Raw genomic sequence first — 25,873 nt, 5'->3', positions numbered from 1 at the left:
AAAAAAGAATTAATATCTGATTTTTGTGTTGTTTTTGAATTTTATTTCTGTTAATAGTTGTTTTGTTGACTAATGTTTTTGTGATTTTTTTATTTATTTTTTAAATGTTGCTTAATATTAATTATTTTATATCAGCTGGTTATTGGTTTTTTATCTTTGTAAATGTTTTAATACGGTTTTTGTATCCTGTGAAATAATGTCTTGGTAATGTGGGTTTTTTTCGTTGACTGTGATTGGCATAGTTTGGTTTTATTATAGATGATGTTAATTTTATATTGTGATGTGACATTATGAGAATGATAAGTAATAATCAATTATAGTTAAATGGGATTATTATTTGAGAAATAGTAATCTAAGATTTTTTCCTCGCTGTGAAGAGGAGCAGTCAATAGAAATAGATGAGTCAATGACTCTATTGCTGCTCTTTCGCTTTTTCTGCTAATTGTGGGAAATCAAGAGCAGTCCAGTAGTGTTCTGGTACTGGAAGCTCTTTCATTTGATGGCTGGGCCACAATTGTAATTCAGCCAATTCAGATAATGTGTAGCCAGAATATTGTTGTGGCAAAGTAAGCCTGAGTGGATGCTGCTGCTCTGTCGGCACCATATTAGGTGTACGATCGCTGTGAGTATGATAATCACGTTGAAGAACTAAGCGCTTATCAGGCACACGACGTTTACTGTCCCACCAGATACCATCGATCTGTTCAAACATTTTCCGGGTTTCATCAGAGGATAGGGCTTCCAGTTCATTCAGTGCAGGCGGCAGAATAGCTTGCATTGATAAGCGGTATTGCTTCATGGAAGGCACTTGTCCTGACAATATCAATGAAAGGGAAAGACGCGCTCCCAGCAAATTAGAGTAGAGATCTTCAGGAGAAAACGCAGAGACTTTTTCAGAAAACCCCGGTACAGATTGATAACCATACCATTGGGCAATTTCATGCCATGCGGCAAGTTCAAAAGCCAGTTTTACCGCCAGATAAGCACTTAGGGTATAACGTTGTTCTATCGCCGCTGGTGGCGTGAATTGATAAAACTGGATGCGGCGTGATGCTAATTCGTTGCCTAATTCTATTTTCCACTCTTCCCCAAGACGAGGCCAAATTTGACTGAACAGAAAAACTGCATTATCAGCCGTATCCCGCACATGGGAAATATCAATGAATCCACCTCTGCGAGTATATATTATCCCTACTTTTTCATTACTGATTCCTGTTAATGAAGCAACGGTACCAAAAAAACTGTTGTTATAGCGATGTTCGCCAAGATCATCGGCATCCAGCACATTAGCTATTTGATAAAAAGGGACTGGAATAGCCAGTAATTGTGTTTTTAAATCATAACCAAAAGCACAGCAGGCCCTTAATCCTTCGGGAGAGCGGATTGGATCAAGAGCAGGCCATGCACGGGTTGCTTCGGCGGTTGTTTCACTATTTAGATCAGGTTGTATTGGTACAATTGGTGAAAAAGTTCCCTGACATCCTGCAACTAAAGTTAGAGCGGCAATCCATAAACGCAATTTCAAAAAGCCTCTCCCACCTGAAAATAAAATCCGTTGCTTTTTTTACCGATACCAAAGTCCAGTCTTACATTCATTTTTGGTTTAAATTCAAAACGATATCCTGCGCCAACGGTGGGGAGCCAGTTTCCTGAGCCAATATCTTCGGCCTGATGGCTCATGGTGCCGGCCCCTGCCCACAAGACAAATCCGTGTCGCCAGTCTAGTTTGTGTCGGTATTCCAGTTGGGTGCTGATAACATTTTTGTCCCGATATCTGCCTTCATAATATCCGCGCATCCGGTTACTGCTTCCCAGCATCGACAGCATATTCCACGGTACCTGACCATCAGCGAAACGGCCATGACTATCGAATGCCAGTACCGATTTTTCATTTAATTGGTAATAGATGCTGTATTGCATATCTACGGTGTTAAACCGGCGGTCACTGCCTAATGTCGGGGAAAAATGGGTGTAAGTAAGATCAAGAACTTGTCCCCGATGAGCGTTAGGTAGAAAATCCCGTGTATCATAACTGAAATAGGCACTGATACCTGAACTTAATATGGATTGTCCGTCCTTTTCTGCGGCGAACAGTTTTTTCGCGCCTTTATCGGGATCTTTAGCGTATAGCGATGAAAAATCCCAGCCAGCGCCCAGATAGGTGGAATCAGCAACCTGATAGAGAACTCTGGGTTGCAGGCGCAATTCCTGTGATCGGTATTTTTCTTTATTATCATCTACCTTACCCGCGTCATATCCGCTTCCCCAGTAATAGGTGGGAACGTTATTCAGTGTGCCGGAAAGGAAAAAACGCCATTGATCATCAGCAAAAAAACTGTAGTTATCAAATGTGAACCCAAAAGCACCTGTTGAAGAGGCAAATCCATTCAGGGAAAGGGAAGAGATTTGGCTGGTATGGTCGTGATCATCTGGCCGGTAAAGCCCAACTACGGCAACACCGATGCCAGCGCCTAATTCAGGGGTATAAAAAGGACCGGGCAAAATGCCCCAGTCAATGGTTTTACTGTTGTCATAGGTATTACTGCCCCCTAATTTTTCCAGCCAGCCGTCGATTTTTTCCCTGCTAAGTGGTAATTGACCATATGAGAAATCAGAAATAAAAAAGCTGGCTAAAGCCAGCCCATATAGAGTACAGCGGATTTTCATTAAAAGCGGAACTCACCTGAAATATAGAAGCTATTACGTTTGTTAAAGCCAACTTCAGTCAGTAGATTGAAATTGCGCGTGACTTCCAGCCTTGCCCCAACGGTATTATTCCAGCGGGAAGCAACATGCTGTTTTACTTTGAATTTCATACTATCGTAATCATCGAATGCACTTACCAATTTGTCAAACATGGGGGGTAAATTCAGATTACTAATATTGCCTTCAAATTCCTGAGTAATTCTCTGGTACATACCGCCGGTCCATACCTGCAATTTGGTATTTCCCTGTCCGGGGATGATTGGCTGGAATGTAAACTCATAACCAATACGCGGTGTGACAACCAAAGCACTGATTTTACCATCAAGGATATCTAAATTAGTGTAGGTATAGTTGGTATCAAGGGTACCAAAGAATTGATCGTAACCCCCGGCCAGAGTAAAACCGGCGCCATAGGTTTTACCTTTAAAATCCAGTGCGAAGGGAATATCTTTCATTCCAGGCACAGTAGTACCCATAAAGCTGATTCCCTCGATGTTGGTCTTCGATGTGCCCTTTGTCCAACCATAAACGCCATAAACATTCAGAAAAGGCAGAACCCAAGTATCCAGCTTGAGCATATGCGATTCATTCTTTTCTCTGGTTTTGCCTGTTTGAATACCCAGTGAATCTTCAAATCCAGGGGTGTTCGGTATAATAATTTTAATCTCGTCTACGACGATATTCTGTCGCATATTCATATAACCGTAACTAGCGCCAAAAGGCTCCGGTAAGTCATAGCCTCTGGCTCTGGCCTCATCACCCCAAAAAGGAAGTACACGTGATTCCTGCTTATTTGGTTTTCTGGATAAACTACCATCAGCAGTCATTTGACTTCCACCAGACTGGCTGACAGAAAGAGAAAGAATTGGGCGGTCATCTGCATAGCTATAAGGGATTGCCAGACATGATAAAATAACAGCTAACTTACTAATATCAAAAAGTTTCATAATAGAAAACTCGGTTTGCGAGTAGAGAGATTAAGGTTATTGATGTCCCATCATAATTTTCAGATTACAGAAGCACTGGCAAGCTATCACAAGTTTTATGGATAATAATTATCATAAGGTGCTGAAAATTATAATTTTACTGTATGTTTAATGAGCTATCTTGTTTTTTCCAGGCAAAGATAAAAGGATCATGGTTATTACACCACCGATTAATCCCCAGAATGCAGCGCCTACGCCAAGTAGTGTTACGCCGGAAGCGGTGATTAAAAATGTAATTACCGCAGCGTCCCGCTGTTTTTCATTCTGCAATGCCTGGAGCAGGCTGCCAGAAATTGTTCCCAGTAAAGCCAATCCGGCGATGGTATGAATAAGAGCAGTGGGCAGTGCGCTGAATAACATGCTGATTGAGCCACCAAACAGGCCTGCAATCAGGTAAAACACCCCCGCAGCGGCAGCGGCCATATAACGGCGATTAGGGTCGGTGTGGATTTCCGGGCTCATACAAATAGCGGCTGTAATGGCGGCAATACAGACGGAAAAGCCACCAAAAGGTGACAGGATAAGTGCGATTAACGCCGTCCAGCTTATCAGTGATGAAACCGAGACTTGATATCCTGCGGCTTTCAGTGTCGCGATGCCAGGCGCATTCTGAGAGGCCATCGTGACAATGAAAAATGGGACGCCTATGCTTAATAATGAAGAGAGTGTGAAACTAGGTGCAATAAATTCAGGGATAGCAAAGGCGACAGTTGATTGTTGTTCAAAATGAATATCCCCCTGTAAAGAGGCGATAATTAGCCCTGATAACAGTGTAAAAATAATGGCATAGCGGGATAAATATCTGCGTGCCAGCAGATAAGTCAGACACATTCCAGCAGTCAGTACAAAATTGATTGAAAACGAGGAAAAGGCGTCAAGGCCAAAACGTAACAGAATTCCAGCCAGCATTGCTGCGGAAAGCGCCTGTGGAATATAGTTCATCAATCGTGCGAACAGGCCGGTAATGCCACATAACAAGATCAGGGCAGAAGCAAAGATAAATATACCAATGGCTTCATTGATTGATGTTCCTGGCATGGTTGTCGCCAGCAGCGCTGCGCCTGGTGTTGACCATGCCGTAAGGACCGGCGTTCGGTAATAAAGCGATAGCCCCAGAGAACTGATGCCCATCCCTAGCCCCAGCATACTCAGCCAGCCACCGATCTGCATGGTTGTGGCTCCGGCGGCTTCTGCTGCTTGAAAGATAATTGCCGCCGAGCTGGTATACCCAACCAGAACAGCGACAAATCCGGCGATGATTGCCGGAAAAGAGAGGTCACGCAGGGAAATTGCATGGCGCATGTGGTCTCCATTTAAATTATTTTGGTTAAAAGAATCTGAATTTGTCTATAATTTAGCTAACTATCAGCGTAGAACAAATTTATCTATCGTGAACTTGTTGGTACAAACTTGGATTACGACGATATAACGGTGGAACCTGCCAGAATTTCAAGTAATTTAATACTATCGTAAAGACAAGTAAGCCATCATGAATTCCTTGTCGAAAGATTTGCAGCTAAAATAACTATTTTTATAATTAATTCTTATAATTATTATGGAGCCTGCCCAATGGAAAACTTTGTTCGTCCTGTTTTAACGTTACCGGATAGTGCGGAACGATTATTATTGCACTCTTGTTGTGCTCCTTGTTCCGGTGAAGTGATGGAGGCGTTGCATGCCTCTGGCATTGATTACACTGTCTTTTTCTATAACCCTAATATTCATCCAAAACGGGAATATTTGATCCGCAAAGAAGAGAATATCCGCTTTGCAGAACAACACAATGTGCCATTTGTGGATGCGGATTATGACAGCGACAACTGGTTTGAACGCGCTAAAGGCATGGAATGGGAGCCGGAAAGAGGTGTTCGCTGCACGATGTGTTTTGATATGCGTTTTGAGCGCACTGCTTTGTATGCTTATGAAAACAATTTCAGCATGATCTCAAGCTCTTTAGGTATTTCCCGCTGGAAAAACATGCAGCAGATAAATGATTGTGGAAAACGGGCTGCAAGTCAGTATCCGGGGGTTAAATATTGGGATTACAACTGGCGTAAGCAAGGTGGCTCCGCCCGGATGATTGAAATCAGTAAACGGGAAAGATTTTATCAGCAGGAATATTGCGGTTGTATCTATTCATTGCGTGACAGTAATAAACACCGCAAGTCTCAGGGGCGGGATATTATTAGGATTGGTGTGAAATATTATGGTGATGACGATACAGAAGGTGCTTGTTAAGCTATTCACTTTAATAGGTTGAGGGGGGGGATTTGCCCCCCTGAATTTACGGCTATTACACTATCAAATTTGTGTTATAACCACTTGTCGACACCGCCATGATGGGAACAAGTTCCTCTACAATGCTGGCTGTAACTGAAAGAACCATCTCTACGGCGTGCGGTTACCTCAGATGAGATGGGATAACTCAGTGAGTTTTTGCTTCTTTCGTCTTTCCTGTCGTCGCCTTATGATGTGAATGTTGTTTAGATGTGGCTTTGCCTGGTTTCTTTTCTGGCTGGCCTGCTTTGGTTTTCTCCACATGGGAAGATGTAACCTTGGTATCCGAAGATTGGGTTGCAGATGTGGTTGGTGCGGCTAATACTGCGCCAGAGAATAACAGTGATAATGCAGTTATAGATAAGCCTAAACGTGTCATGATAATTTTCCTGTGTTTTAACTTTGTTGTTTCATTTGCTGGGATACATTTTTAGCGCCTGACAAGCCACTTGATATTCCAGATTTGTTTTAATGCACAGTGAGTATACGGTTGTGATCGTTAATTCAGCAAATTTAAGATAATACCTTTTTATAGTTTTTTATAATTTGTTGAAGAATTGTTGAAGTTTTTGACATGATTTGCCTGACAACAGGGAGCGTTTGTTTAATAGCACGGTTTTTTCTTGGTTAATTAATAGGCGATTATTTCAGGTGATGTGGTTAATGAGCGGACATTCATTGGCATAGCTAATGTGGCATGGTTTGTCTCCCGGTATCTTGTGCTAGTGAATTATAGAGAATAGTCATGTTTACGAAGGAATAACTCATTGTCATACTTACAAAGAAAAATGCCAGACTCTTATTACGTATACACTATGGGAGTTATATACCCTTCATCTTTCAAGTTGCTGCTTTGTTGGCTGTTTTCACTCACCCCAGTCACAGAGTTATCTATGCTCTTGGGGATTCGTTCATTTGCCGCCGTGCTGCAACTTGAAATCTATTAGGTATATATAATGACAAATGGCATTCAATTGTGGGAATAAATAGTTATCTTAAAGGGATTCTTTCTGCAATAATTAATGAAAATAAATGTAATTAATGGAATTGCCCTATAATAATGTTTTTTATTTAGATGGGGTAGAATGTTATTACAACTAATTCTATGTCATTTGTGGAAAACGGTGAAAACTACACTATTATGAAATTGATGCATTGAAATAATTAATGCGAATTTAGCCGTTCAGTAACTATATCACAGTCGATAATAACACATTGAATATATTAACGCTCTATTAGGGAAAAACTTATACAGTTCATGATGAAAAGGCAATGAAGTGTCATAATAACTCATTGTCTATAGTCAGAAAAATAATGTTAACCAAGTGGAGATAGATGTATGTCTAAATGCAAACTAAACCGATGTATATTAGCAAGTGCTGTATTGTTCTCCTTCATATTAGGAAATGTTATTGCCGCCAATCCTAAAATATCTGCATATTATCTGAGTGGGCCTGCTGCACAGGCTGATACTCAAGAATATTATGCCAGCCTTGATAATTTTAAAAGATTAAGCAGAGATATTGCTAAAAACAAGAGTAACTTTAATACGCTGGTATTGTCTTTTGTCCAGCCTGGTTTTGTTAATTATGAGAAAAACAGCCTGAAATGCTCAGGGTTATTTGGTTATACCTGTACCTCTAATCAAGTCATTAGCACAAGAGAAGCTGAAAATGCCAGGTCTGATTTTGTGACATTAAAAGGTATTATCGCTGATTTAAAATCTCATGGAGTGAGTACTTATATTGCTGTCGGTGGATGGAACTTTAGTTGTTATCCGAAAATTTATGATATAACCGCCAACAAAGAAGACGCTTGTGGTAATGAACCGGATGCGGTCTATGATATTTTCCCCAATCCAATGACTAAAATTCCTCGTTTTGATAGTAGTATTACGGGTAAGGAGGCAGATGGTGCATATAGAAACATTGTTAATTTGGCTGCCGCTTTAGATGTAGCAGGGATTGATGTGGATTATGAAGAGTTTTGGCACGCTGATATTAATGCAAAAAGCTGGAAATTAACGCCTGATTCAATCAAGGTTCCCTCTAATAACAGTGAAACTCTTATTACATCAACGTTAATAGCAAAGGGATTAGGTGGTTATGTTTATGATGCGTCAATGAATATTGTCCCTGGCGCAGAAAGAATTCCCCGCGCGATGCCTGCAACCGTGGATAAATTCGCCGCTATTTTAAAGTCTTTTTACACTTCAATTAATGCAGTTAAACCATCGCTTCAGTTAAGTACCGCTGGTCCTGCAACTGGGGGTATCCCGAATATGTCGGCTAACTGGGGAACCAACGCGAGGAACAGTGGTATTTATGGTGGTGCCTGGTGGGGAGGAAATCTCTATGGTTTGATTTATAATACCGCACTGAGTTACCCCAAAATTATCAACCGACTCAGTTATATTGGTGTAATGACTTATGATTTGAGTGAAAAAGATTGTGGATTTATCGGGGGAGGTGAAACTTATATTCCTTGTGATCTGCCTGGACAAGTTAAGTATTATTATAGTCAATATATTAACTGGCTTAAATCAGGCAATGAAGTTGTGACTTTTCATGTCAAACTGAAAGGAGCGCGTAATTACGCTCAGGCATCAATTCAACCGCAAAAATTATTGGTTTTGCCGCCTATTACGGTGGGGTTTGAAGTTGGTAAACCTGCAACCGGCAATTTACCGCTCACGAAAGCCAAGCTCAACAGCATATTGGATGGTACGATCAAATACGGTAAAACCGGTCTTATTATGTGGGATCTGTTTAAAAAGGAGCGTTATGACGGAAATAACTGGAAAGATGAGTGGGCAACACCTAATGATGTTTTGTCTACTGCCTGTAAAAAAATAGGACTGACAGGAGAGCATTATAATTGTGATAGCTCTGTCCCGACACCTGAGCTTGTCCCGGCTTTTACCAAGAGAAAAAATCAGGATTGAGGTTTTATTTTTAATTCTTAGTGTATGCAGGTTTCCTTTGAAGAAGACCTGCATGATTATATAAGGACAGCAGAACGTACCGGAAATGCTGAATATCCATATTTGCAACGATGCCAGCTCAAACTTTTTGGGATGAGCTGGCTATTTCGTTATCGTCTGCCGCGCAGCAGTGGCCGGCTGGTGACCTGAGAGGGTTTATCCATTAACTTCCAATGCTCATTTTCCGAATAGACTCTTCCACTCTTAGGAATGATAGAGCCAACGAGTAAATCAACATGGTGAGGTTGTAGACCAAGTTGGTTAAATGCTGCAACATCGACATTCATTGGTGCTGTCGGGAACTTTTTGTAGTCCTTTTCTAAAATGGCATCTTCTGCAATCGCTTTAAATACTGAAGAAGGTATCTCAAATGATTTTATAACAAACGGCAGTTTTTCTTTGGGATTTTCAGTTTTTTGTTCGTAAAACTGTAATGCCCGACGTGGGTTGCCGAAATTATAGAACGCAAGATTGCCACTGGATTTACCCTTATTGGCAGCAATATAATTTTTAGAAAATTGATACCATCCACCTTTCTTCTGCGCCTCGCCTGGCATGGTTTTATTCAGGTAGTCCTCTTTGCCGCCATGTTCGTTATTCCTGTTAGGAATCGCTATTTTCACTCCCCCGGTACCGGTAATCCCAGTATAAAGAAACTTCTCTGATTGTTGCGCCACTTCCACACGATAAACAGTGACGTTTTCAGTTGTTATGCCATGCAGGTTAATTTCTTCAGCCGTTGCCACTTTAGGTTCTGCAAAAGGCAACTCGTTAAAGAGACCCAATGTTTCCCGTTCTTTGGTTGGCCCACGATAAGCTTCATGCCATAAACTATTTGTGCCTGATATTTTTGGTGCAAGTTCATCGCGTGTACCCAAACTATGCTCGCTGAAAGGTAATTGTTTAAACGCTTCCCGGGTATACCACTGTTCCGGTGCTAATCCATCGGGATCATGTAATGTCACTGGATTATTCCGAACCATCCTGTAAAGGTTCACTCCATCTGCTGTTCCGGCAGGGTCTGCACTTAACCATCTCCCTACCCACGGTTGATAATATCGATAACCATAGTAGTACAGCCCCGTAGCATCCCGTTCTTTGCCTGAGTAGCGAATAAATTTGTAACTGGCTTCAGTTTGGTTTCTCACTGACCATAAAGCCGTACCACCGAATGGATAGTACTCTTCGTGGCTGATAATTCCCCCCTTGTAATCCAGCTCAAGCTGGCTGGAGCCGGTGAGGTTATCGTAGCTGTAACGTATTTGATCGTTTTTGATATCTGTTGGTGGTTTGGTTTCCCAGTGCAGTATCCGCACTTGTGCACGACCGGCCTCACCCACAGTGATAACTTGCAATTCTTGCTTTATGATAGGGCCGTGTTGGGTTGTGCGCAGCTCCAATCCTGGCAGATAAATGACTCGCTGTTGGTGAGTGAGGTATTGGGTTTGCTGTTCACTCACTTTCAGCAATCGCATTCCATCGCTGCCATAGCGATACCATTCCCTATCACTATTGATTCTGTTTCCCTGAGTTGCCTGTATCACCTGTTCTAACTGACCGCGGGTGTTCCAGCTCAGGTAGTGTCCCTGTACTAATGTATTCTGGTGGCCGCCGGCGTCAAACAAATCATCCACGAGCATTGGATTATCGGTCAATGTGCTCCACACTGCGCGGTTACTGTGGTTTGAAACCGTTATCTTTGTAGTATAGCTGCCTTGGATGGCGGGTGAACTGTGTTGGATTCGAGTCAGATTGCCGCCACGGTCATAAGTATAGGTACGGATATATCTGGTGTAAGTATTGCTGTCAGAAGGCAGAACAGGAGAGGGTAGTAAGTTATTGTGCTGGCCGATATTCGCCATTTCCCGGCCAGTTGCTTCGATTAACTGGTATAGAGAATCGTAGCTATAGGTATTCTTCGGTACCACTTTTTGGTTGCGCCAGAAGCGGGTGGCTTCTGCACTATTACGAATATTAATGACATTACCCACCGGATCATATTCATAGCGTAAATCTTGTAACACTTTGCTGTCTAATTCGCGGTGGGTGGTAATGCTAATCAGACGTTGTGTTTCCGGTTCATAAGTGTATTCGGTAATTATACCGTTACCATGTATTTCTTGCAGTTTCTGCCCAGCGGCTGAATAATTCAGGGATTTGACTATAATCTGTTCACTCTGGTCTTTTACTGTCAGCTTGCTGCTGCTCAATTGTCCGGCAATATTGTAGGTCAGACGCTGTATATTGCCTTTTGTATCCGTCTGCGTCAGTAATGCACCGGTAGCGTCAAAGGTGTTTTGTGTGGTGTAGGCCTCGCTATCCAGTAGACTCTGGTTGGTGACTTGGTTACCATCTTTCCAGTCTGCCTGATAATTATCGGACAGCAATTGACGGGATTGTGATAAGACGGTTCCGGTTAGTGACCGGCTTTCTAACTGGGTTAGCCCCGCAGTGTCATAGTGATTCACACACTGGCCGACAAGGTTGTGGTCTTTTTCCGCCTGTGTGTTCCGGGACCAGATAAGGCGTTCAGTCACTCGGGCAGTTGCTTCTCCAGATACCTGTTCAGTGACTGATAACAGGCGGCCCGGCAAGGAAGTGGCTTCATATTGCCGGGTTTGTATAACGTTGGTTGCGGTTTTTGTCAGTACCGGGCGGCCTTCAATATCATTGAGGGTGACGGTGTGGCCTGCATCAACACTCTCTGTACTTAGGATATTGCCGGTCAGATCGTACTGCCAGGTAAAATTGGGTTTTACTGAACTATCAGTTTGCATGGCGTCATACAGGCGCGGATCAATACTTTGGATCCGGAATCCATAAGCATCGTACTGATGACGGGTGATACAGGTATCGGTATCACCTCCTGCTGTAGTGCGGTGAAAACTGATTTCACGGATGGTCAGGCCACGGTTGTCCCGAACGCTGACGGTAGGAGTGCCGGCAAAGGTTGCCGGATTAAAAAAGGATGTCATATTACTGTTCCTCATGTTGATAGATACTGCCCCGCCATGTATTGCGGGGCAACGGGTAAAATTATGGGTTTCTTGACGCGGTGTCGTTTTCATCCTCACTGACGACAAACCACGGGGTGTACTGTTTTTCCCGCAGGTATTTCTTCGCGGTGATGACTTTGTATTCACGTCCCAATGGATCATAAATGTGGGTATCGGCGAATAGGTCATCGCGCGCGCTGTCGTCACTGACATAGCGCCAGTCATTCAGAAAATAGGGTTGATAAGTGCGCACAGGCTGACCTTTATCATCATATTCCGTGCGACCGGAAACGGCCCAGCGGGTGTCCGTTGACGTACTGACCAGCGCCCCATTAGCATCCACTACCAGCCCGCCGTCCTCTTGCCGTTGCCAAGCATCGCCGGATTCATGGCGAACAGAACTCTGGAGTAACCGGCCAAAACCGTCGCTGAAACTCACCGTTTGTTTCTGCTGCTGTGGCTCGCTGTCGTAACGATCGGTGGTGATCATCAGCCCATGTGGAGGCAAACGGGGAATATCCGCCAATAAGGAGGCTTCATGAACAGTCAGTTTCTGGCTGTCTGTCGCGTGTTTCCAGCCCAGAGCGTACACCTTCCCATCCTCGGTGACTACCTGAGTGGTACGAAGTTGCTTCCATCGGGTTTCGGCCTGTTCTTGTGATCCGAAAAGCTGAGACGGGGATAGCGACGGCATCCAACTGTCAACGGCATAAACTGTACATTGAGCAACGGGAAGCGCACCTGTTAACGCCAGCGCTTTATCAACGGAATTTGGTGGCGTAAAAGGTTTCTCTTCTGGTGTTGAATAACCTGTGGCTTGTCCGGACTCTGTGCCCCAGAACCGGCTGGTGGTCATGCGGCCCAGCGCATCTAGTGTCACAATGTGTTGATTATCATTAACATCTGTCAGTTGTACCGGCGTCAGGAAGCGATAATCGTAACGGGCTTGCGTTGTTAATCCTGCGGCGTCCTGAGTTTGAGTGACGACACAATGATAGGTATCCCAGCTCAGGGTGGTTTTTCCTGTTAGTAATGAGTTGCGTTGAGCCTGAGGCCGCCAGAATTTGCCGGCATCACCGTAATCGGTATATCCCTGACGTGCTACCCATACCTGACTTTCTGATCCGGTATTAAACAGCCGTGCAGCCTGTTGATAACCGGCTTGTGTCAGTACGGTATTCAGCTCCTGCTCTTCCATGACGTCTTTGTAAGCCTGCAATGAAGTTTCGTCCAGCATGGCAGTTTCGCTGAATGCCACCAGTGCTTGAAGTGTTGGTTTTTCCAGCGGTGTATCTGATTGACCTGCGGTATACAATGTCCTTTGTTGTCCCAGATAAACCGCAGCGTTCTCATCTGCCAGCAAGCCATCTTCTTTCAGCAACACTTCAAGAGAAATCCCTTCTGCTGGAATTTTAGTCCGGTCATAGGTATAAACATCACTGCGTTGCGCATCAGGTAAACCCAGCCGCCAGTTTTCTCCGTCAATCAGGTGATACCAGCGACTTTTTTGCCGAACCAGACGCAGCAACTGTTGCTGGTCATCATAGCTGCTGTCGAACAGCGTATCCGGCAGCGTTGGCGGGTAGGGATTTTCAGCGGGTTTTACCCTGCGCGGCCAGGCAATATCAACGCTTTGCAGAGGGTGACCAAAAATATCTTGTTGCAGTTGGATATGCTGAGTGAGCTGTGGGTCACTGGTAATACGCTCATAGTGATAGTTGCGGTTTTCAATGGCGGTGATCCAAACGGCTAATTCAGTTTCTTTATTGACGGGAATAGACCGTGCCTGATAGCGCGACTCACTGATGGCATAAGGGATTGTTTGATTATCTGTTCCGTCCAGACCATAGACCTCATTGCGCAGCAGCCGGCCTTTAAGTGCTCTGGTCAGCCAGTGACGCTGTGTGTCATTGGGGGTGAACACCTTGTCTGTTTGGCTGGCATTGTCCCAGGTGGTATAGCGGGTTTCAAATCCGGTATAAGCCTGAGTGTCTCCTTGCCAGTATTCCCCAGCTAACTGGCTATCTACTTCATCCATCCCGGTGGCGAACCAACTGATGCTCAGTGACGGTGCGGCCTGTTCCGGTGCGGTACCGTGAGAAAACGTCGTGATATCTGTCTGTCTGACACAACCAAACCCTCTGAACTCGCGCTCTTTACCATCCCAGACGCCGTGGCTGTAGCTGACTTCACTGGTGAGTCGGTTACCGCTGATTTCATCCTGAATTTCGGTATGCCATAGCAGATGCATTGGAAACGGCAGGTAACAAGCCGGTGATTTGCCCGCTTTAGTGAGCTGTAACTTCTCATCCAACCAGAATTGGGCAGAACTGCGGTAATGCAGGGTGTGATGTGCGCCGCGGTTATTGTTCATCGCATTTAATAACCAGGGCTTGGTCAGTGACAGGTCACAACGCCAGTGATGTGGTGCCATATGAGGCACGGTCAAAATCAGGCTGGCTACTCCCAGCCCCTGGATATCGGCAACCTGTAGCTGACAGGTGTTATCGAATTGTACCCCTTTAGGCAAAGTTAATGTTAGTGGGGCATCAAACTGATTACCGCTTTGGTTGAGATAAATCAGCAGGGAGTTGGATTGAGCATAGATAAGGTCGGTGGTGCCGGAGCCGTCAATATCGGCCAGAAACAGCTGTTCAGGATTGAAGCTGCTTTCGGGCTGGCTGAATCCTGGCAGGATCAGTGGCTGACCGAAACGGCCATGCCCCAGATTGGGCCAGCAAGTGACGCGGTTAGCCCGGATTTCCACCAGATGTTGCTGACCGGAACCGAGCATATCACTAAATGCCACCAGTTTACGGGCATCGGTTCCGGTGACCGGCAGGGTGATACCTGCGGATTGGGGGACATCCTGACCTTTGCGCCAGCCATCTCGCTGGTTCGCATACAGACGTACACTTTTCGGCCCGATTAACACCAAATCGGATAAGCCTGCCCCGACAAGATCGGCGAACTGGGCGCTTGGATGGAAATATTCCACTGGCAAGGCATTGATTGGCGTAAAGTGAGTCCATTTACCGTCGGGCTGCTGGCTGTGGTATCCCCGGACACCGGAGGAGGTGACCACCCAATCCAGTTGACCATCCCCGTTGATATCCATCAATGAGGCATTTTCCTGCAAATTGGGCAGGGTGGGCAGCGGCGCTATTTTGCTGTAAACCACGGCATTATTGTCTTCGCCTTCCTGACGTTGCGGTGCTTTATACCACCAGGCACCACGTTCCTGATATAACATGCCGGGCAACCCTTCTCCGCGCAAATCAACCAGTTGATAACGTTGTTGGGGATTAAAGTTATCCAGCCCATCGAACCGTTGCCAGGCCGGTATCTTTTCATGGTCGAATCGTTGCCAGGCTAACTCCAGAGGAGGTAGGGTGATAGGAGTGCCGTCGGGTTCGTGACTTAATTGACGGGCGGCAGTTAATGTGGTGATACCGGCATTTTTGTCATAGTCCAGTATCAGGCGTCCGACCAGCTCCGGAGTGTTATTGGTGCCGACGTCTCCGGCCAGCAACGTGGTGCGGTGAAACATCAGCACTTGTTGACACAGACGGCGGGTACGCACTTCAAAACCGTATTCATAGCGGGAGAAAGTATCCGGGCGTACAGACCATTGCGCTGTACCTGTATCCCATGTTGGTACGGCATAAAGTGAAGTATCCCGCTCACCGTGGTCAAAGATCAGATGAAATAACCACTCTTCCGGGGCAGGTGGTGTGTTATCCAATATAAACAGGCTGGTTTGCGGTTTGACATTCCCATAATTCACCTGCACCAGATAGCGTTGTGCGGTGGTATTCGGGTGACGTGTTTTTTCGTTATCGTCGCAATTAGCTTCATCTTCGGCCCGGTACTGGTAGCTGACATGCTCACCGGTCGGCGTCACAGTTTCTTCCAATAACCACTGGGCGATTTGCTGGTCATTTTGCGGATTAGTCAGGCAAGCCTGTGCTGTTTTTCCCAGAATATGCCATTGTCCGTCCGGTGATGATATCAGCCAGAACGCGCGACCTTCCTGACCGGAGGCCGGTTGCCAGTATTCGATTTTACTGAAATCCTGTATCTGGCGGGGCTGATAGTGGGTCACGGTATAGGAAACCGGCAGGGTAACGCCTTGCAGCGTCTTAACGTCCTGTCGAATATCGGGTTGTCCCTGATCATTCAGAGCGATATTCATCACCTCACCGCTTGGGGATAAAAATGTGTCGTTATTATCGTACTGTGGAATACCGTGTTGAGTACGTCGGCTAATAGTCGTGACGCCGCATTGCCAGCCGATACCGAAAGGCCCGTTACCTGCACTGCTGCTATACGTTAGTGATAACCCAGGAGCAGGACCCCGCCCGGCAGAGAGAGGTAACGGCAGGGAGAGAGTTGCCATTCCATCAGGACCGGCGGCGTTAAGTGCTTCTCCCATACCACTGATAGCGCCGCCGCCTTTGGGGAGTGACAGCGTTGTAACTGATACTTCTGATGAATCCTGCATAAAATACTCCTTATGACAGGCCCCTTACAGGGACCTGTGATAGACAAAGAAAAGAAATTTACGCGTCTCTAATGATGTAATTCAGATGCACAATGATGTCACTCAAGTTGGCAACCCGATCATGTGGCGATTTCCGCATCCATTGTCAGCGTGGCTTCAATATCCCGATACGGCCCCAGCCGTGTTGGCAGGGTTACCGCGATACGTTTAATGCGGCGTTTCTTTTCGCTACTCATGTTGTTCGAGTGTACCTGATAACAATGATGTTTTATTTTGCATAACAGTCACCATGACATGGCTTAGAATTAGCACGTCTCGGAAGGTTAGTTGCGAAGATCAAGCTAGCTTTCTTTGTGTGACAACTCATAAGTATTCCTTTCTATTTTCACTTATTTATTGCTAATTCATTTAATGTGGTACATGGATGGATAAAATGACCAGCTCGAGAAATCCTATCCAATATGCTTATGACAAAAGGTGCTATAAAAATTAATTGATGATAATGGACTAATCCATGATTTATCTTAGGTATTAGACTTACTTCACTATTTGGTAAGTTTTCCTAATTGATAGAGGGATGACTTTATAGTGTGGGAGCTTATTATGTTAAGCTTATTTTTTATTAATCCAGGAACAAAAAATTAATCCAATGATGGCAGTGGAGGAACCACATAACGGTTTGAGCCTGAAAATAATCAGGCTTGTATTTATCGGGGCGTGTTTGATCTTCTGCCAGCCAATTTATTGATAATTTTTAGACGCTTCGTGAATAAATATCCTCTCTGTCTATTTGCTGGCTAAAACGCACAAAAGCCGGTTTTATTCGCTCTTGCCAGCTTCATTTGAGTTATAACGATGCTTGTTATTACCGCATCTTGCGCCACAATGGCATGATATTGGTTAATACATCAGGGGGAGGGCAAGGATCATTCACCTTTGTCATTTTCCATAAACCGGTATGGCTTTTACGGGCAGCATTATTGGACATAAATACTTGATATAACGAACCTGTGTCTCCGGCATGATTATGGGTATCGAGGAAGCCTTTGTTTCCCCACTGATTATAGAGAGAAAGGCTATCGCCTTCTCTGATGCTTCCATTTGGCGGCGTAGTTTCGCAATAAATAACCCATTCCAAGCTTGCTTTTTTACGGATATCTGAGGTGTAGACTTGGTGTATCTCCGTTGATTGCTCATCTTGATCCCTCACATCATAGTACCGTAAGTAACCGCCATCACAGTAATACAGGTTGTGAAGTAAGATAATATCATTATTCATTATCTCACTCCCGGTCGGTTTTTCTGTTGCTGACTCAATTCGCCATGCTCCACCATAAATAGCTAAAGATGCATCTACTGTGACAACGGCATATTTGGTACCGGGTTTATTACCGTTGCCAAATACACTGAGATATCCGCCGCTCCAATTCTTATAGCTGTTTAATATTGTCACGGTATCTCCATATTTAAGTACATTCTCCATCATTTCCTCGGAAAGTATGTTATTTTTCTTTGAACAATTGATACCTCCCTGAAATTACTTTCCATTCTATAATGCCATTTCTTGCATATATTCCTGGTGTCATTTCAGGATTTGGTTATCGTAACAAGCGGGTTATCTCGCCTTTTCTGTGATCCTTTGTGGGCCTGAAATAGGGTTGAATTCCTGCGTTACTGAATATTCATAGCAATGGGAGATAGAGAAAGAAAAGATAAAAAAGTTAATTTTTGTCGAATGAGGGGTTATTTGGCGGATTGCAGGTTATTTCCCGGTTATTACATTACCTAAAAGTTGAAATATTATTTCTTCTGTTTATCACTATGTAGCATAGCCCTAAAGGAAGAGTCTTTTTACTGATATATCTATCGTGGAACACAAAAAAAGCGACATAACGCCGCTTCAATTGATGGATAAATTTCATCTCTACTGGTGTTGCTGGATTTGCCAGGACAATATATTTTTACTTTTTGTGATTCACGCCTGCGGCCAGATCAACACCACTACGCTGTCGTTATACTTATTGGCGGTACCCGTTTCAGCGCCGATAATGGTTGTTCCTGGTTTTGAGTCAAGAGTGTTATAGGCATAACGTAACTTGCATGGTTTGCCATTTCCTGTAATTTCGATGCAGACTTTGCCTGTGCCTGATAGGTAGGTCTTGAAGCCCAATACGCTATTTATGCCTTTACCGGTTAATGTATCTGCCAGCTGGTCGTCAATATACACTTTTATCGTTTGCTGATGGATATCGGTATTAACGTAGGCAGACAGGCCAAACTTTACATTGTGAGGTAACTGGATGCAGTGTTTACCGGTGTTGTTGGTGCCACATGTTCCGCCACAATTTCCACTGCTGTTACTGCCTAATAGATCGGTATCAACCGATACCGCAGCTTGAATTTTATTGAAAGTCACTTCATGCCAATAGGTTTGAATGGTGGTAGGTCCACCATCAATAGCATTCGATTTCGTGTTATATCGGATATAGCGATTGCCTTTGAAAAGATAAATTATAGAGCCGGCAATATTCTTCCATAAAATAACCGCATCCAGATTTTCACTGAATCTTGAGTATTTCCCTGTGGTTCCCCATCGGTCTGAGATAGTTTTCTTATTGGCTGTATGTGAACTCATTGTATAATCGATGCAATCTTTGCCTTTAAGAAAACAAACGGTATTTGTTGTCAATTCTGTGGCTGCATCTATGCCGTTTTCAAACCCAGTTCCTTTCAACCCAGGCCATCCATCCACAATGGGTTTTGGTCCATCGATTATCTGTGCTTTTGCGATGTCGAATTTAAGATATTGCGATCCTTTGAAAAAATATAATGAGCCGTTTAAGTTAATCACATCGTCAATATCTTTTTGGAACTCGATGGGTAGGTTGGGCCAGTCATTACTGATAGGCTGGGGAGTATCTCCTTTGTTTATTTGAGGATCATCATAATATTTAATGTTTTCTGTATTAAGAAAGAAGTAGGTATTGGTATTCATTAGTGTGTATCCTTAATCATAGTTGAGTTAAACATTATTTTGGTGATTTATTAACTTTCTGCTTTCAGATATAACAGCAATACATTTCTGTCTTATGATAATGGCCAATTCAACACTACCACACTATCGTCGTAATTGTTATTGATTCCATTACTGGCGCCGATAATGGTGGTTCCCGGTTTTTCGTCGAGTGGGTTATAGGCATAACGGAGTTTGCATGGTTTGCCATTTCCGGTAATCTCGATGCAGATTTTTCCTGTACCGGATGTGTAGGTTTTGACATCTATTATGTGACTGATCCCCTTACCGGTTACTGTGTCTACCAAACGGTCGTCAATATACACTTTTATGGTTTGCTGATGAATGTCGGTATTTACGTAAGCTGTCAGGCCAAACCGGATACTGTGAGGCAATTTAAAACAGTGTTTACCGATATTATTAGTACCGCATGTTCCGCCACAGCTACCATTGATATCAGTACCTAATGCATTGATATCAACCGATACTGCCGCTTGAATTTTATTGAAAGTGACGCCTTTCCATTTAGTTTGAATCGGGGCTGGCTCACCATTAATAGTATTCAACATCAGATGTAATCGGAGATAATCATTACCTTTGAAAAGGTAAATAAAAGGACCGACATTTCGCCATAAAATAGCCGCATCCAGATTTGCACTGAATTTTGCGTATTTTCCGGTAATATTCCATCTTTCTGCGATGGTTTTTTTGTCAATGGTATGTGAACTCACGGTGTAATTGACACAATCTTTACCTTTAAAGAAGTAAACAATATCTTTTTTTACATCTATCCATTCTGTAGCGGCATCTATCCCATTTTCGAATTCAGTTCCTTTTAATCCGGGCCACCCATCCACAATGGGTTTTGGCCCCTCACTCACCTGTGCTTTCGCTATATCGAATTTGAGATATTGTGAGCCTTTAAAAAAATACAAATAACCATTTAAATTAATCACATCGTCAATATGTCTTTGAAACTCTATAGGCAGGTTGGGCCAATTGTTACGGATAGATTGGGGATAGCCAGTGTCTACTTTATCTAATAGGTCATCATATTTAATATTTTCTGAGTTAAGGAATAAGTAGGTGCTTGTATTCTTGTCACTACCTATATCGCTGTCACTGCCTAATAAATCTGTATCAACCGATACTGCGGCTTGAATTTTGTTGAAAGTGACGCCTATCCAATTAGTTTTATTAGGGGTAGTTGGCCCTCCATCAATAGCATTTAATTTCAGGTTAAATCGAATGTTAGAATTACCTTTGAAAATGAAGATATAATGGTATCCTCGGGTCCGCCATAAAATAGCCGCATCAAGATTCGCATTGAATTCTGCATATTTTCCTGTTGTTCCTAATTTTTCAGAGATAGTTCTCTGGTTTATCGTATGTGAGCTCACGGTATAATCGATACAATCGCTACCCTTAAAGAAACAAACAACATCTGTTTTGTCTGGGGTATTTATATCTATCCATTCCGTGGCTGCATCTATCCCGTTTTCAAATTCGGTTCCTGCTAATCCAGGCCATCCTTCCACAATGGGCCTCGGTCCATCACTTACTTGCGCTTTCGCGATATCGAATTTAAGATATTGTGAACCCTTAAAAAAATATAAATAGCCATTTAAATTAATAATATCATCGATATGCCTTTGAAATTCGGCAGGAAGGTTAGGCCAATCATTATTGATAGGTTTGGGATAACCTGAGTATACGCCATTAGAGCCAGAGATTTCATTATATTTAATATTTTCTGCATTAAGAAAAAGATAACTGGATGTATTCATTGTTATATGTCCTTTATGATGATTAGACTTTAGCATATTATTTTAATTTTTTTTCTTGCAACTGAAAAAATAGGGTAAGAATGATGTTAAAATATTATACTTTAATTTTGTCATGTTTTTACCTGTCGGCTATATAGAAGTATTTATATTATTGAAGTTAATGCTTTTGATAGGTTATAAGCAAGATTATATATTGGTAACTTGTTAATAGATTTAATGTTGTTGAGTTTTTTGTAACTGTGTATGCTGTTTTGGTTAACAGAGTATTTAATAAAATTTGACTTATATTATGGTTGATGTTTAGCTATGAAAATAAAATCCATATGATTCAGAGGTTATTATTTGAAATGGATTCACAATTCCTGCTGATTGTTTTAATAAGCTATAATAATAAAGAGAAATTATAATTTTTTGTTTATTAACTGAAATAGGCGTAATTTGTTTTTTGAAAATGGCGTTATGAATTGGTAATTTATTTCATGTGGTTGAATTTATCTTCTTGTTTTTCAAATAGACATGAAGATATTTCTTTATTTTAGCATTAAAAATGAATTCTCTCTGAGAAATAAAAAATTAATGTGTAATTGTATCTTTTATAAGAGGATATTTTAATTATGAAATTAGAACAAAATGAACATCTAATCTCAACTGACGGTTCATCTAATTCCAATGCAGTGCCAATAACAGTATGGGAGCCAAATTTGTATCCCGCTGGCCGGTGGGTTGATGCTACAACGCAACGGGCTGGATTGTTGTTTAAGGAATCAGCCCGTGTGACGAGTGCCTGGGATGTAGTAACTGTTGGAGGAAGGAAAGCTTTCAAATCGCAAACTTTGACTAAATCTGGCGCTAATGGTCAATGTTTTGGGATTGCAACAGATACGCCGGTTAATGCCAGACACTGTTATTGTGAGCTTGACTTGTTTTGCAATCCATACCCTGAAATTACAGTGTGTGTGCTATCTAAACAAACTAATGCAAGCGGTACATATGTAGATATTGGTTACGGCTATATGGCTATTCACTTGAGTGGGGGATATAAAAATAAGCCTCAATGGCAGCCATCAAACATTCCGTTAGGTTCTTCGATTGACACGGCGACGCCTTATGCCATGGTTTGGAACCTTCAAGCGGCTAATTTGATTCAGTCAGTAAATTTTGTTGGTAAACAAACAGATGGTATTTACAAAGGCCAACCGACGTTGGGTAATACTCATGCTGGCGTTGCGCTGAGTTATGAGTGGCCGAAAAATACTTGGTCACGCTGGCGTATTGGATTGCTTGCGGCAAATAATGGTACATTAATCATCGAATGGTATAACACTGTGGTCGATAAATGGAAGGTAGAGCTTTGCCAATATAATATGAACACGCTTATGACGGGAAATCTTGCGTCAGGTCAGATTGGGATTATGTATGGTACGCTTTCTCATGCTAGCACAATAGATCAACAAAATTCTCTTTATAGAACACCATTTGATCGAGCGATATTTTTTCAAGATTTTTAATATGGAGTATTGAGTTTGATTATTTAACTATCTTTTATGATATATATAAAGGGGCTTTCTTCTTAGCCCCATATATTGTTGTAATATATACCTGTTATCTTTCAAGTTGCCTCTTTGTTGGCTGCACTCACTCACCCCGGTCACATAGTTCGCTATGCTCCCGGGGATTCGCTCCCTTGCCGCCGCGATGCATCTTGAAATCTATAGGGTATAATCGCTGAAATTAATTAAGCCAAATGATTGCACTGAATAACCGCAGAGATAGATGCATATGAATCGATATGTACCGTGCTACCACGTACATTACTCCATTGAGCTTTTATAGTAGAAACATTAGACGCAAGAGAACAACGGGCGACCAGTGTGAATGGCATACGTCCATAGGATTCTGGACTCTTATTACTGTAAGTAAATCCACCAAAAGCCAATTGTTCGCCTTTATCAGTTACAATGATAAAGTTCCCTCCAGGAAAATTGTTACCTGAAGCATAGGGAGTTGGTATATTTAACGTGATTAATGCTGTTAAGCATGGTGAATTCGAATACTTTGAAACATTAAGTTCCAAACCAGGTATATCAACATAATTTTGGCTTGATGTTTGTAAGGGATTGCTGCGTGGATCTATTGATGTAAAAACAATTGCCATAATTAATACTCCTAGGTTAGTTATTTTCGTTTTTTCTTATTTAGATCCCTCTATAATGCTTATCCTAATTTTTAATTTATACAAATCACCTTATCATAGGATTCTATTATTTATCTCTTTAAAAATTAAACAAACATCACTGTTTTTTATTAATAAAGTTCATGGCTAAATTAAATAGATAGATGATTTATATTATTTTCACTGATTTTTAACTCAATGTCAATATTTAATTGACAGATAATTTAGATACAAAAGTTTCATCATTTCTCTTATTTTTTATCTGGTGTTGTTCATTTCGGTATATTAGTGCTATTATAGTTATAACTCAGTCCGTTTAGTGGTTTGGGATTTTTTGCAATTGATCAGATCACAAAAATTGGACTGAGTTTTCTCCAAGTGATCCATGTTTTGAAAAGTTATTTTGTATATGTAAAAATTAATACCATTAATGGATTATAAATAAAGCTATATATTAACAATTCATTAGTGAATTCAATGCTGTTTGTTTTTTTTGATTCTTTTAAATTTCTATAGCTGGTATTTTATTTGGTTGGGTTTTTCTTCTTTTTTTAAATGATTGTGAGGGTTTTTATTTATTTTTAAATTAAATCTAACCCTGATTTTAGGTATGAAAAGTAAGATTGAAGTGTAATTTTATCTTTATATAGGGGGATATTTTAGTCATGAAATTAGAACAACATGAAAGTTCAATCTCAATTGAAAATTTATCTAATTCCAATTCCGTTCCAATAACGGTATGGGAGCCAAATTTGTATCATGAAGGTCGGTGGATAGATGCGACAACACAGCAAGTTGGCGTGTTGTTTAAGGATTCAGCCTATGCGACTAGCGCTTGGGATATAGTCAGTGTTGGGGGAAGGAAAGCTTTCAAGGCGCAAACTTTGTCTAAATCTAGCAGTTATGGTAGTCAATGTTTCGGGATTGCAACAGATATACCTGTTGATGCCAGACATTGCTATTGTGAGCTTGATTTATTTTGTAATCCATACCCTGAAATTACAGTGTGTGTATTATCCAAGAAAACCAGTGCAAGCGGTACATATCGAAATATTGGTTACGGCTATATGGCGATTCACTTGACTGGGGGGTATAAAGGTAAGCCTCAATGGATGCCATCAAACATTCCATTGGGTACTTCGATTGATACTGCAACGCCTTATGTCATGGTTTGGAATCTTCAAGCGGCTAATTTGATTCAGTCAGTTAATTTTGTTGGTAAACAAATAGATGGTATTTATAAAGGTCAACCGACACTAGGTAGTACTTCTTCTGGTGTTGCACTGAGTTATGAATGGCCGAAAAATACTTGGTCACGCTGGCGAATTGGATTGCTTGCTGAAAATAACGGCACATTAATAATCGAGTGGTATAACACTGTGGCAGATAAATGGAAGGTAGAACTTTGCCAGTACAATATGAATACGCTTATGACAGGAAATCTTGCGTCAGGCCAGATAGGGATTATGTATGGTATGTCTTCTAACGCTACCACAGTAGATCAACAAAATTCTCTTTACCGAACACCATTTGATCGAGCGATATTTTTGCAAGATTTTTAATATGGAATCTGGTTAATTTAATCATCTTGTATGATATATACCTAATAGATTTCGAGTTGCAGCGAGGCGGCAAGTGAATGAATCCCCAGGAGCATAGATAACTATGTGACTTGGGTGAGTGGAAGCAGCCAACAAAGCAGCAACTTGAAAGATGAAGGGTATATCTTGCGTGAATATACAAAGGGGCTTTTTTTAGCCCCATATTTAAACCAGCGGATAAATATTTACACAGGAACTCTTAAGATTGTCTAACTTTGGTCAAGTATCAGGGCAAGATCTCACAATTTTAACAAGGTTATTTGGGTTAAATAAAGACCAAAATATAACTTTTTATAGCCACTTCTCTCATTAAAACGTTAAGATCTCTCTATTCTATAAAAGCGTGATCTTAATAATGAGTATTTTCAACTTTATCAGCAAGATAGATGACCCACGTTCTGACATCAATAAAAAACATGAATTAATGGATGTGATTTTTTTAGCTTTTTCTGCTGTGTTATGTGGGGCTTCTGGCTGGAAATCAATCCAGGAATTTGGTGAGATACAATTCGAGTGGCTTAAACAATATACCAACTTTACTCACGGTNTTCCTCGCCGCCACTGTATTGCGAATATTATCAAAATGATAGAACAAGATGCACTGGTCGAAGCCTTTTATGCCTGGATCAACCGACGCCGGGTTAAAGCCGGAAAAAGTCTCATCGCCNTTGATGGAAAAACAATGAGGGGGACCTGTAAAGGAACCTTGTTTGAAGCCCTGCNTGTGGNCANTGCNTANGATGTGGAANCGGGTGTTGCCCTGTNCCATCNGGCNGCCGAAANTNAAGGTCAGGAAGGCCCTATTNCNAGACAACTGATTGAATTATTNGCGCTTGATGGGGNNNNT

Annotated in this window: 16 protein-coding genes and 1 pseudogene (1 of these 17 only partly in view); 5 read left to right on the top strand and 12 right to left on the bottom strand. The window is 42.2% G+C overall.

The window, feature by feature from the left end:
* Positions 1-412 precede the first annotated feature (412 nt).
* The 4 genes from PTE_RS07760 to PTE_RS07745 form a co-directional block, all read right to left on the bottom strand.
* On the bottom strand, positions 413-1,525 hold the full coding sequence (locus PTE_RS07760) for a DUF4056 domain-containing protein (protein WP_036844691.1): 1,113 nt from the start codon (positions 1,523-1,525) through the stop codon (positions 413-415).
* A complete protein-coding gene (locus tag PTE_RS07755) occupies positions 1,522-2,667 on the bottom strand; it encodes a BamA/TamA family outer membrane protein (RefSeq protein ID WP_036844688.1) in 1,146 nt (381 codons plus the stop codon). Before PTE_RS07755 ends, PTE_RS07760 begins: the two co-directional genes overlap by 4 nt.
* A complete protein-coding gene (locus tag PTE_RS07750; RefSeq protein ID WP_036844685.1) occupies positions 2,667-3,653 on the bottom strand; it encodes a hypothetical protein in 987 nt (328 codons plus the stop codon). The genes PTE_RS07755 and PTE_RS07750 overlap by 1 nt, the downstream gene beginning before the upstream one ends.
* A gap of 147 nt (positions 3,654-3,800) precedes the next feature.
* Positions 3,801-4,994, bottom strand: a complete 1,194-nt coding sequence (locus PTE_RS07745) for a benzoate/H(+) symporter BenE family transporter (RefSeq protein WP_036844682.1) — start codon at positions 4,992-4,994, stop codon at positions 3,801-3,803.
* 267 nt (positions 4,995-5,261) lie between these two features.
* Between PTE_RS07745 and PTE_RS07740 the strand changes: the two genes are divergently transcribed.
* Positions 5,262-5,930 (top strand): epoxyqueuosine reductase QueH, encoded by a 669-nt coding sequence (locus tag PTE_RS07740; RefSeq protein WP_036844679.1) that lies wholly within the window; start codon positions 5,262-5,264, stop codon positions 5,928-5,930.
* 74 nt (positions 5,931-6,004) lie between these two features.
* Here the strand turns inward: PTE_RS07740 and PTE_RS27205 are convergent, their stop codons facing one another.
* Together PTE_RS27205 and PTE_RS07735 are read right to left on the bottom strand one after the other, a co-directional pair.
* The gene (locus PTE_RS27205) at positions 6,005-6,109 is read right to left on the bottom strand and encodes a DUF3761 domain-containing protein (protein WP_422615319.1); all 105 of its coding nucleotides are present in this window, start codon (positions 6,107-6,109) and stop codon (positions 6,005-6,007) included.
* Positions 6,110-6,117: 8 nt separating this feature from the next.
* On the bottom strand, positions 6,118-6,348 hold the full coding sequence (locus tag PTE_RS07735; protein ID WP_036844676.1) for a hypothetical protein: 231 nt from the start codon (positions 6,346-6,348) through the stop codon (positions 6,118-6,120).
* Between the two features lie 960 nt (positions 6,349-7,308).
* Here PTE_RS07735 and PTE_RS07730 point away from each other — a divergent pair.
* Positions 7,309-8,913: a hypothetical protein gene (locus PTE_RS07730; RefSeq protein WP_036844673.1), complete on the top strand. Its 1,605-nt coding sequence runs from the start codon at positions 7,309-7,311 to the stop codon at positions 8,911-8,913.
* Positions 8,914-9,062: 149 nt separating this feature from the next.
* Here PTE_RS07730 and PTE_RS07725 read toward each other — a convergent pair whose 3' ends face one another.
* From PTE_RS07725 to PTE_RS26975, 5 genes are all read right to left on the bottom strand, one after another.
* Positions 9,063-11,927, bottom strand: a complete 2,865-nt coding sequence (locus PTE_RS07725) for an RHS repeat protein (protein WP_036844671.1) — start codon at positions 11,925-11,927, stop codon at positions 9,063-9,065.
* Between the two features lie 61 nt (positions 11,928-11,988).
* Positions 11,989-16,452, bottom strand: coding sequence for a SpvB/TcaC N-terminal domain-containing protein (locus tag PTE_RS07720; RefSeq protein ID WP_036844669.1), 4,464 nt, complete (start codon positions 16,450-16,452; stop codon positions 11,989-11,991).
* Between the two features lie 865 nt (positions 16,453-17,317).
* Positions 17,318-17,905, bottom strand: coding sequence for a hypothetical protein (locus tag PTE_RS07715; protein ID WP_245219003.1), 588 nt, complete (start codon positions 17,903-17,905; stop codon positions 17,318-17,320).
* Positions 17,906-18,427: 522 nt separating this feature from the next.
* A complete protein-coding gene (locus PTE_RS07710; protein ID WP_036844666.1) occupies positions 18,428-19,447 on the bottom strand; it encodes a fucose-binding lectin II in 1,020 nt (339 codons plus the stop codon).
* A gap of 92 nt (positions 19,448-19,539) precedes the next feature.
* Positions 19,540-21,252, bottom strand: coding sequence for a fucose-binding lectin II (locus PTE_RS26975; protein ID WP_339366716.1), 1,713 nt, complete (start codon positions 21,250-21,252; stop codon positions 19,540-19,542).
* A gap of 614 nt (positions 21,253-21,866) precedes the next feature.
* Between PTE_RS26975 and PTE_RS07695 the strand changes: the two genes are divergently transcribed.
* Positions 21,867-22,760, top strand: coding sequence for a type 2 periplasmic-binding domain-containing protein (locus tag PTE_RS07695; protein ID WP_036844664.1), 894 nt, complete (start codon positions 21,867-21,869; stop codon positions 22,758-22,760).
* A 227-nt stretch (positions 22,761-22,987) separates the two neighbouring features.
* Here the strand turns inward: PTE_RS07695 and PTE_RS07690 are convergent, their stop codons facing one another.
* The gene (locus PTE_RS07690; protein WP_036844662.1) at positions 22,988-23,407 is read right to left on the bottom strand and encodes a hypothetical protein; all 420 of its coding nucleotides are present in this window, start codon (positions 23,405-23,407) and stop codon (positions 22,988-22,990) included.
* 683 nt (positions 23,408-24,090) lie between these two features.
* Between PTE_RS07690 and PTE_RS07685 the strand changes: the two genes are divergently transcribed.
* Positions 24,091-24,987 (top strand): hypothetical protein, encoded by an 897-nt coding sequence (locus PTE_RS07685; RefSeq protein ID WP_036844661.1) that lies wholly within the window; start codon positions 24,091-24,093, stop codon positions 24,985-24,987.
* Positions 24,988-25,381: 394 nt separating this feature from the next.
* Positions 25,382-25,873: pseudogene (locus PTE_RS22740) on the top strand (ISAs1 family transposase) (it continues 551 nt past the right edge of the window).

The sequence above is a fragment of the Photorhabdus khanii NC19 genome, from assembly GCF_000517265.1.
In the GTDB taxonomy this organism is placed as follows: domain Bacteria; phylum Pseudomonadota; class Gammaproteobacteria; order Enterobacterales; family Enterobacteriaceae; genus Photorhabdus; species Photorhabdus khanii.
The sequence above is the reverse complement of the archived record's forward strand: the minus strand, read 5'-3'. Positions and strand labels throughout refer to the sequence as shown.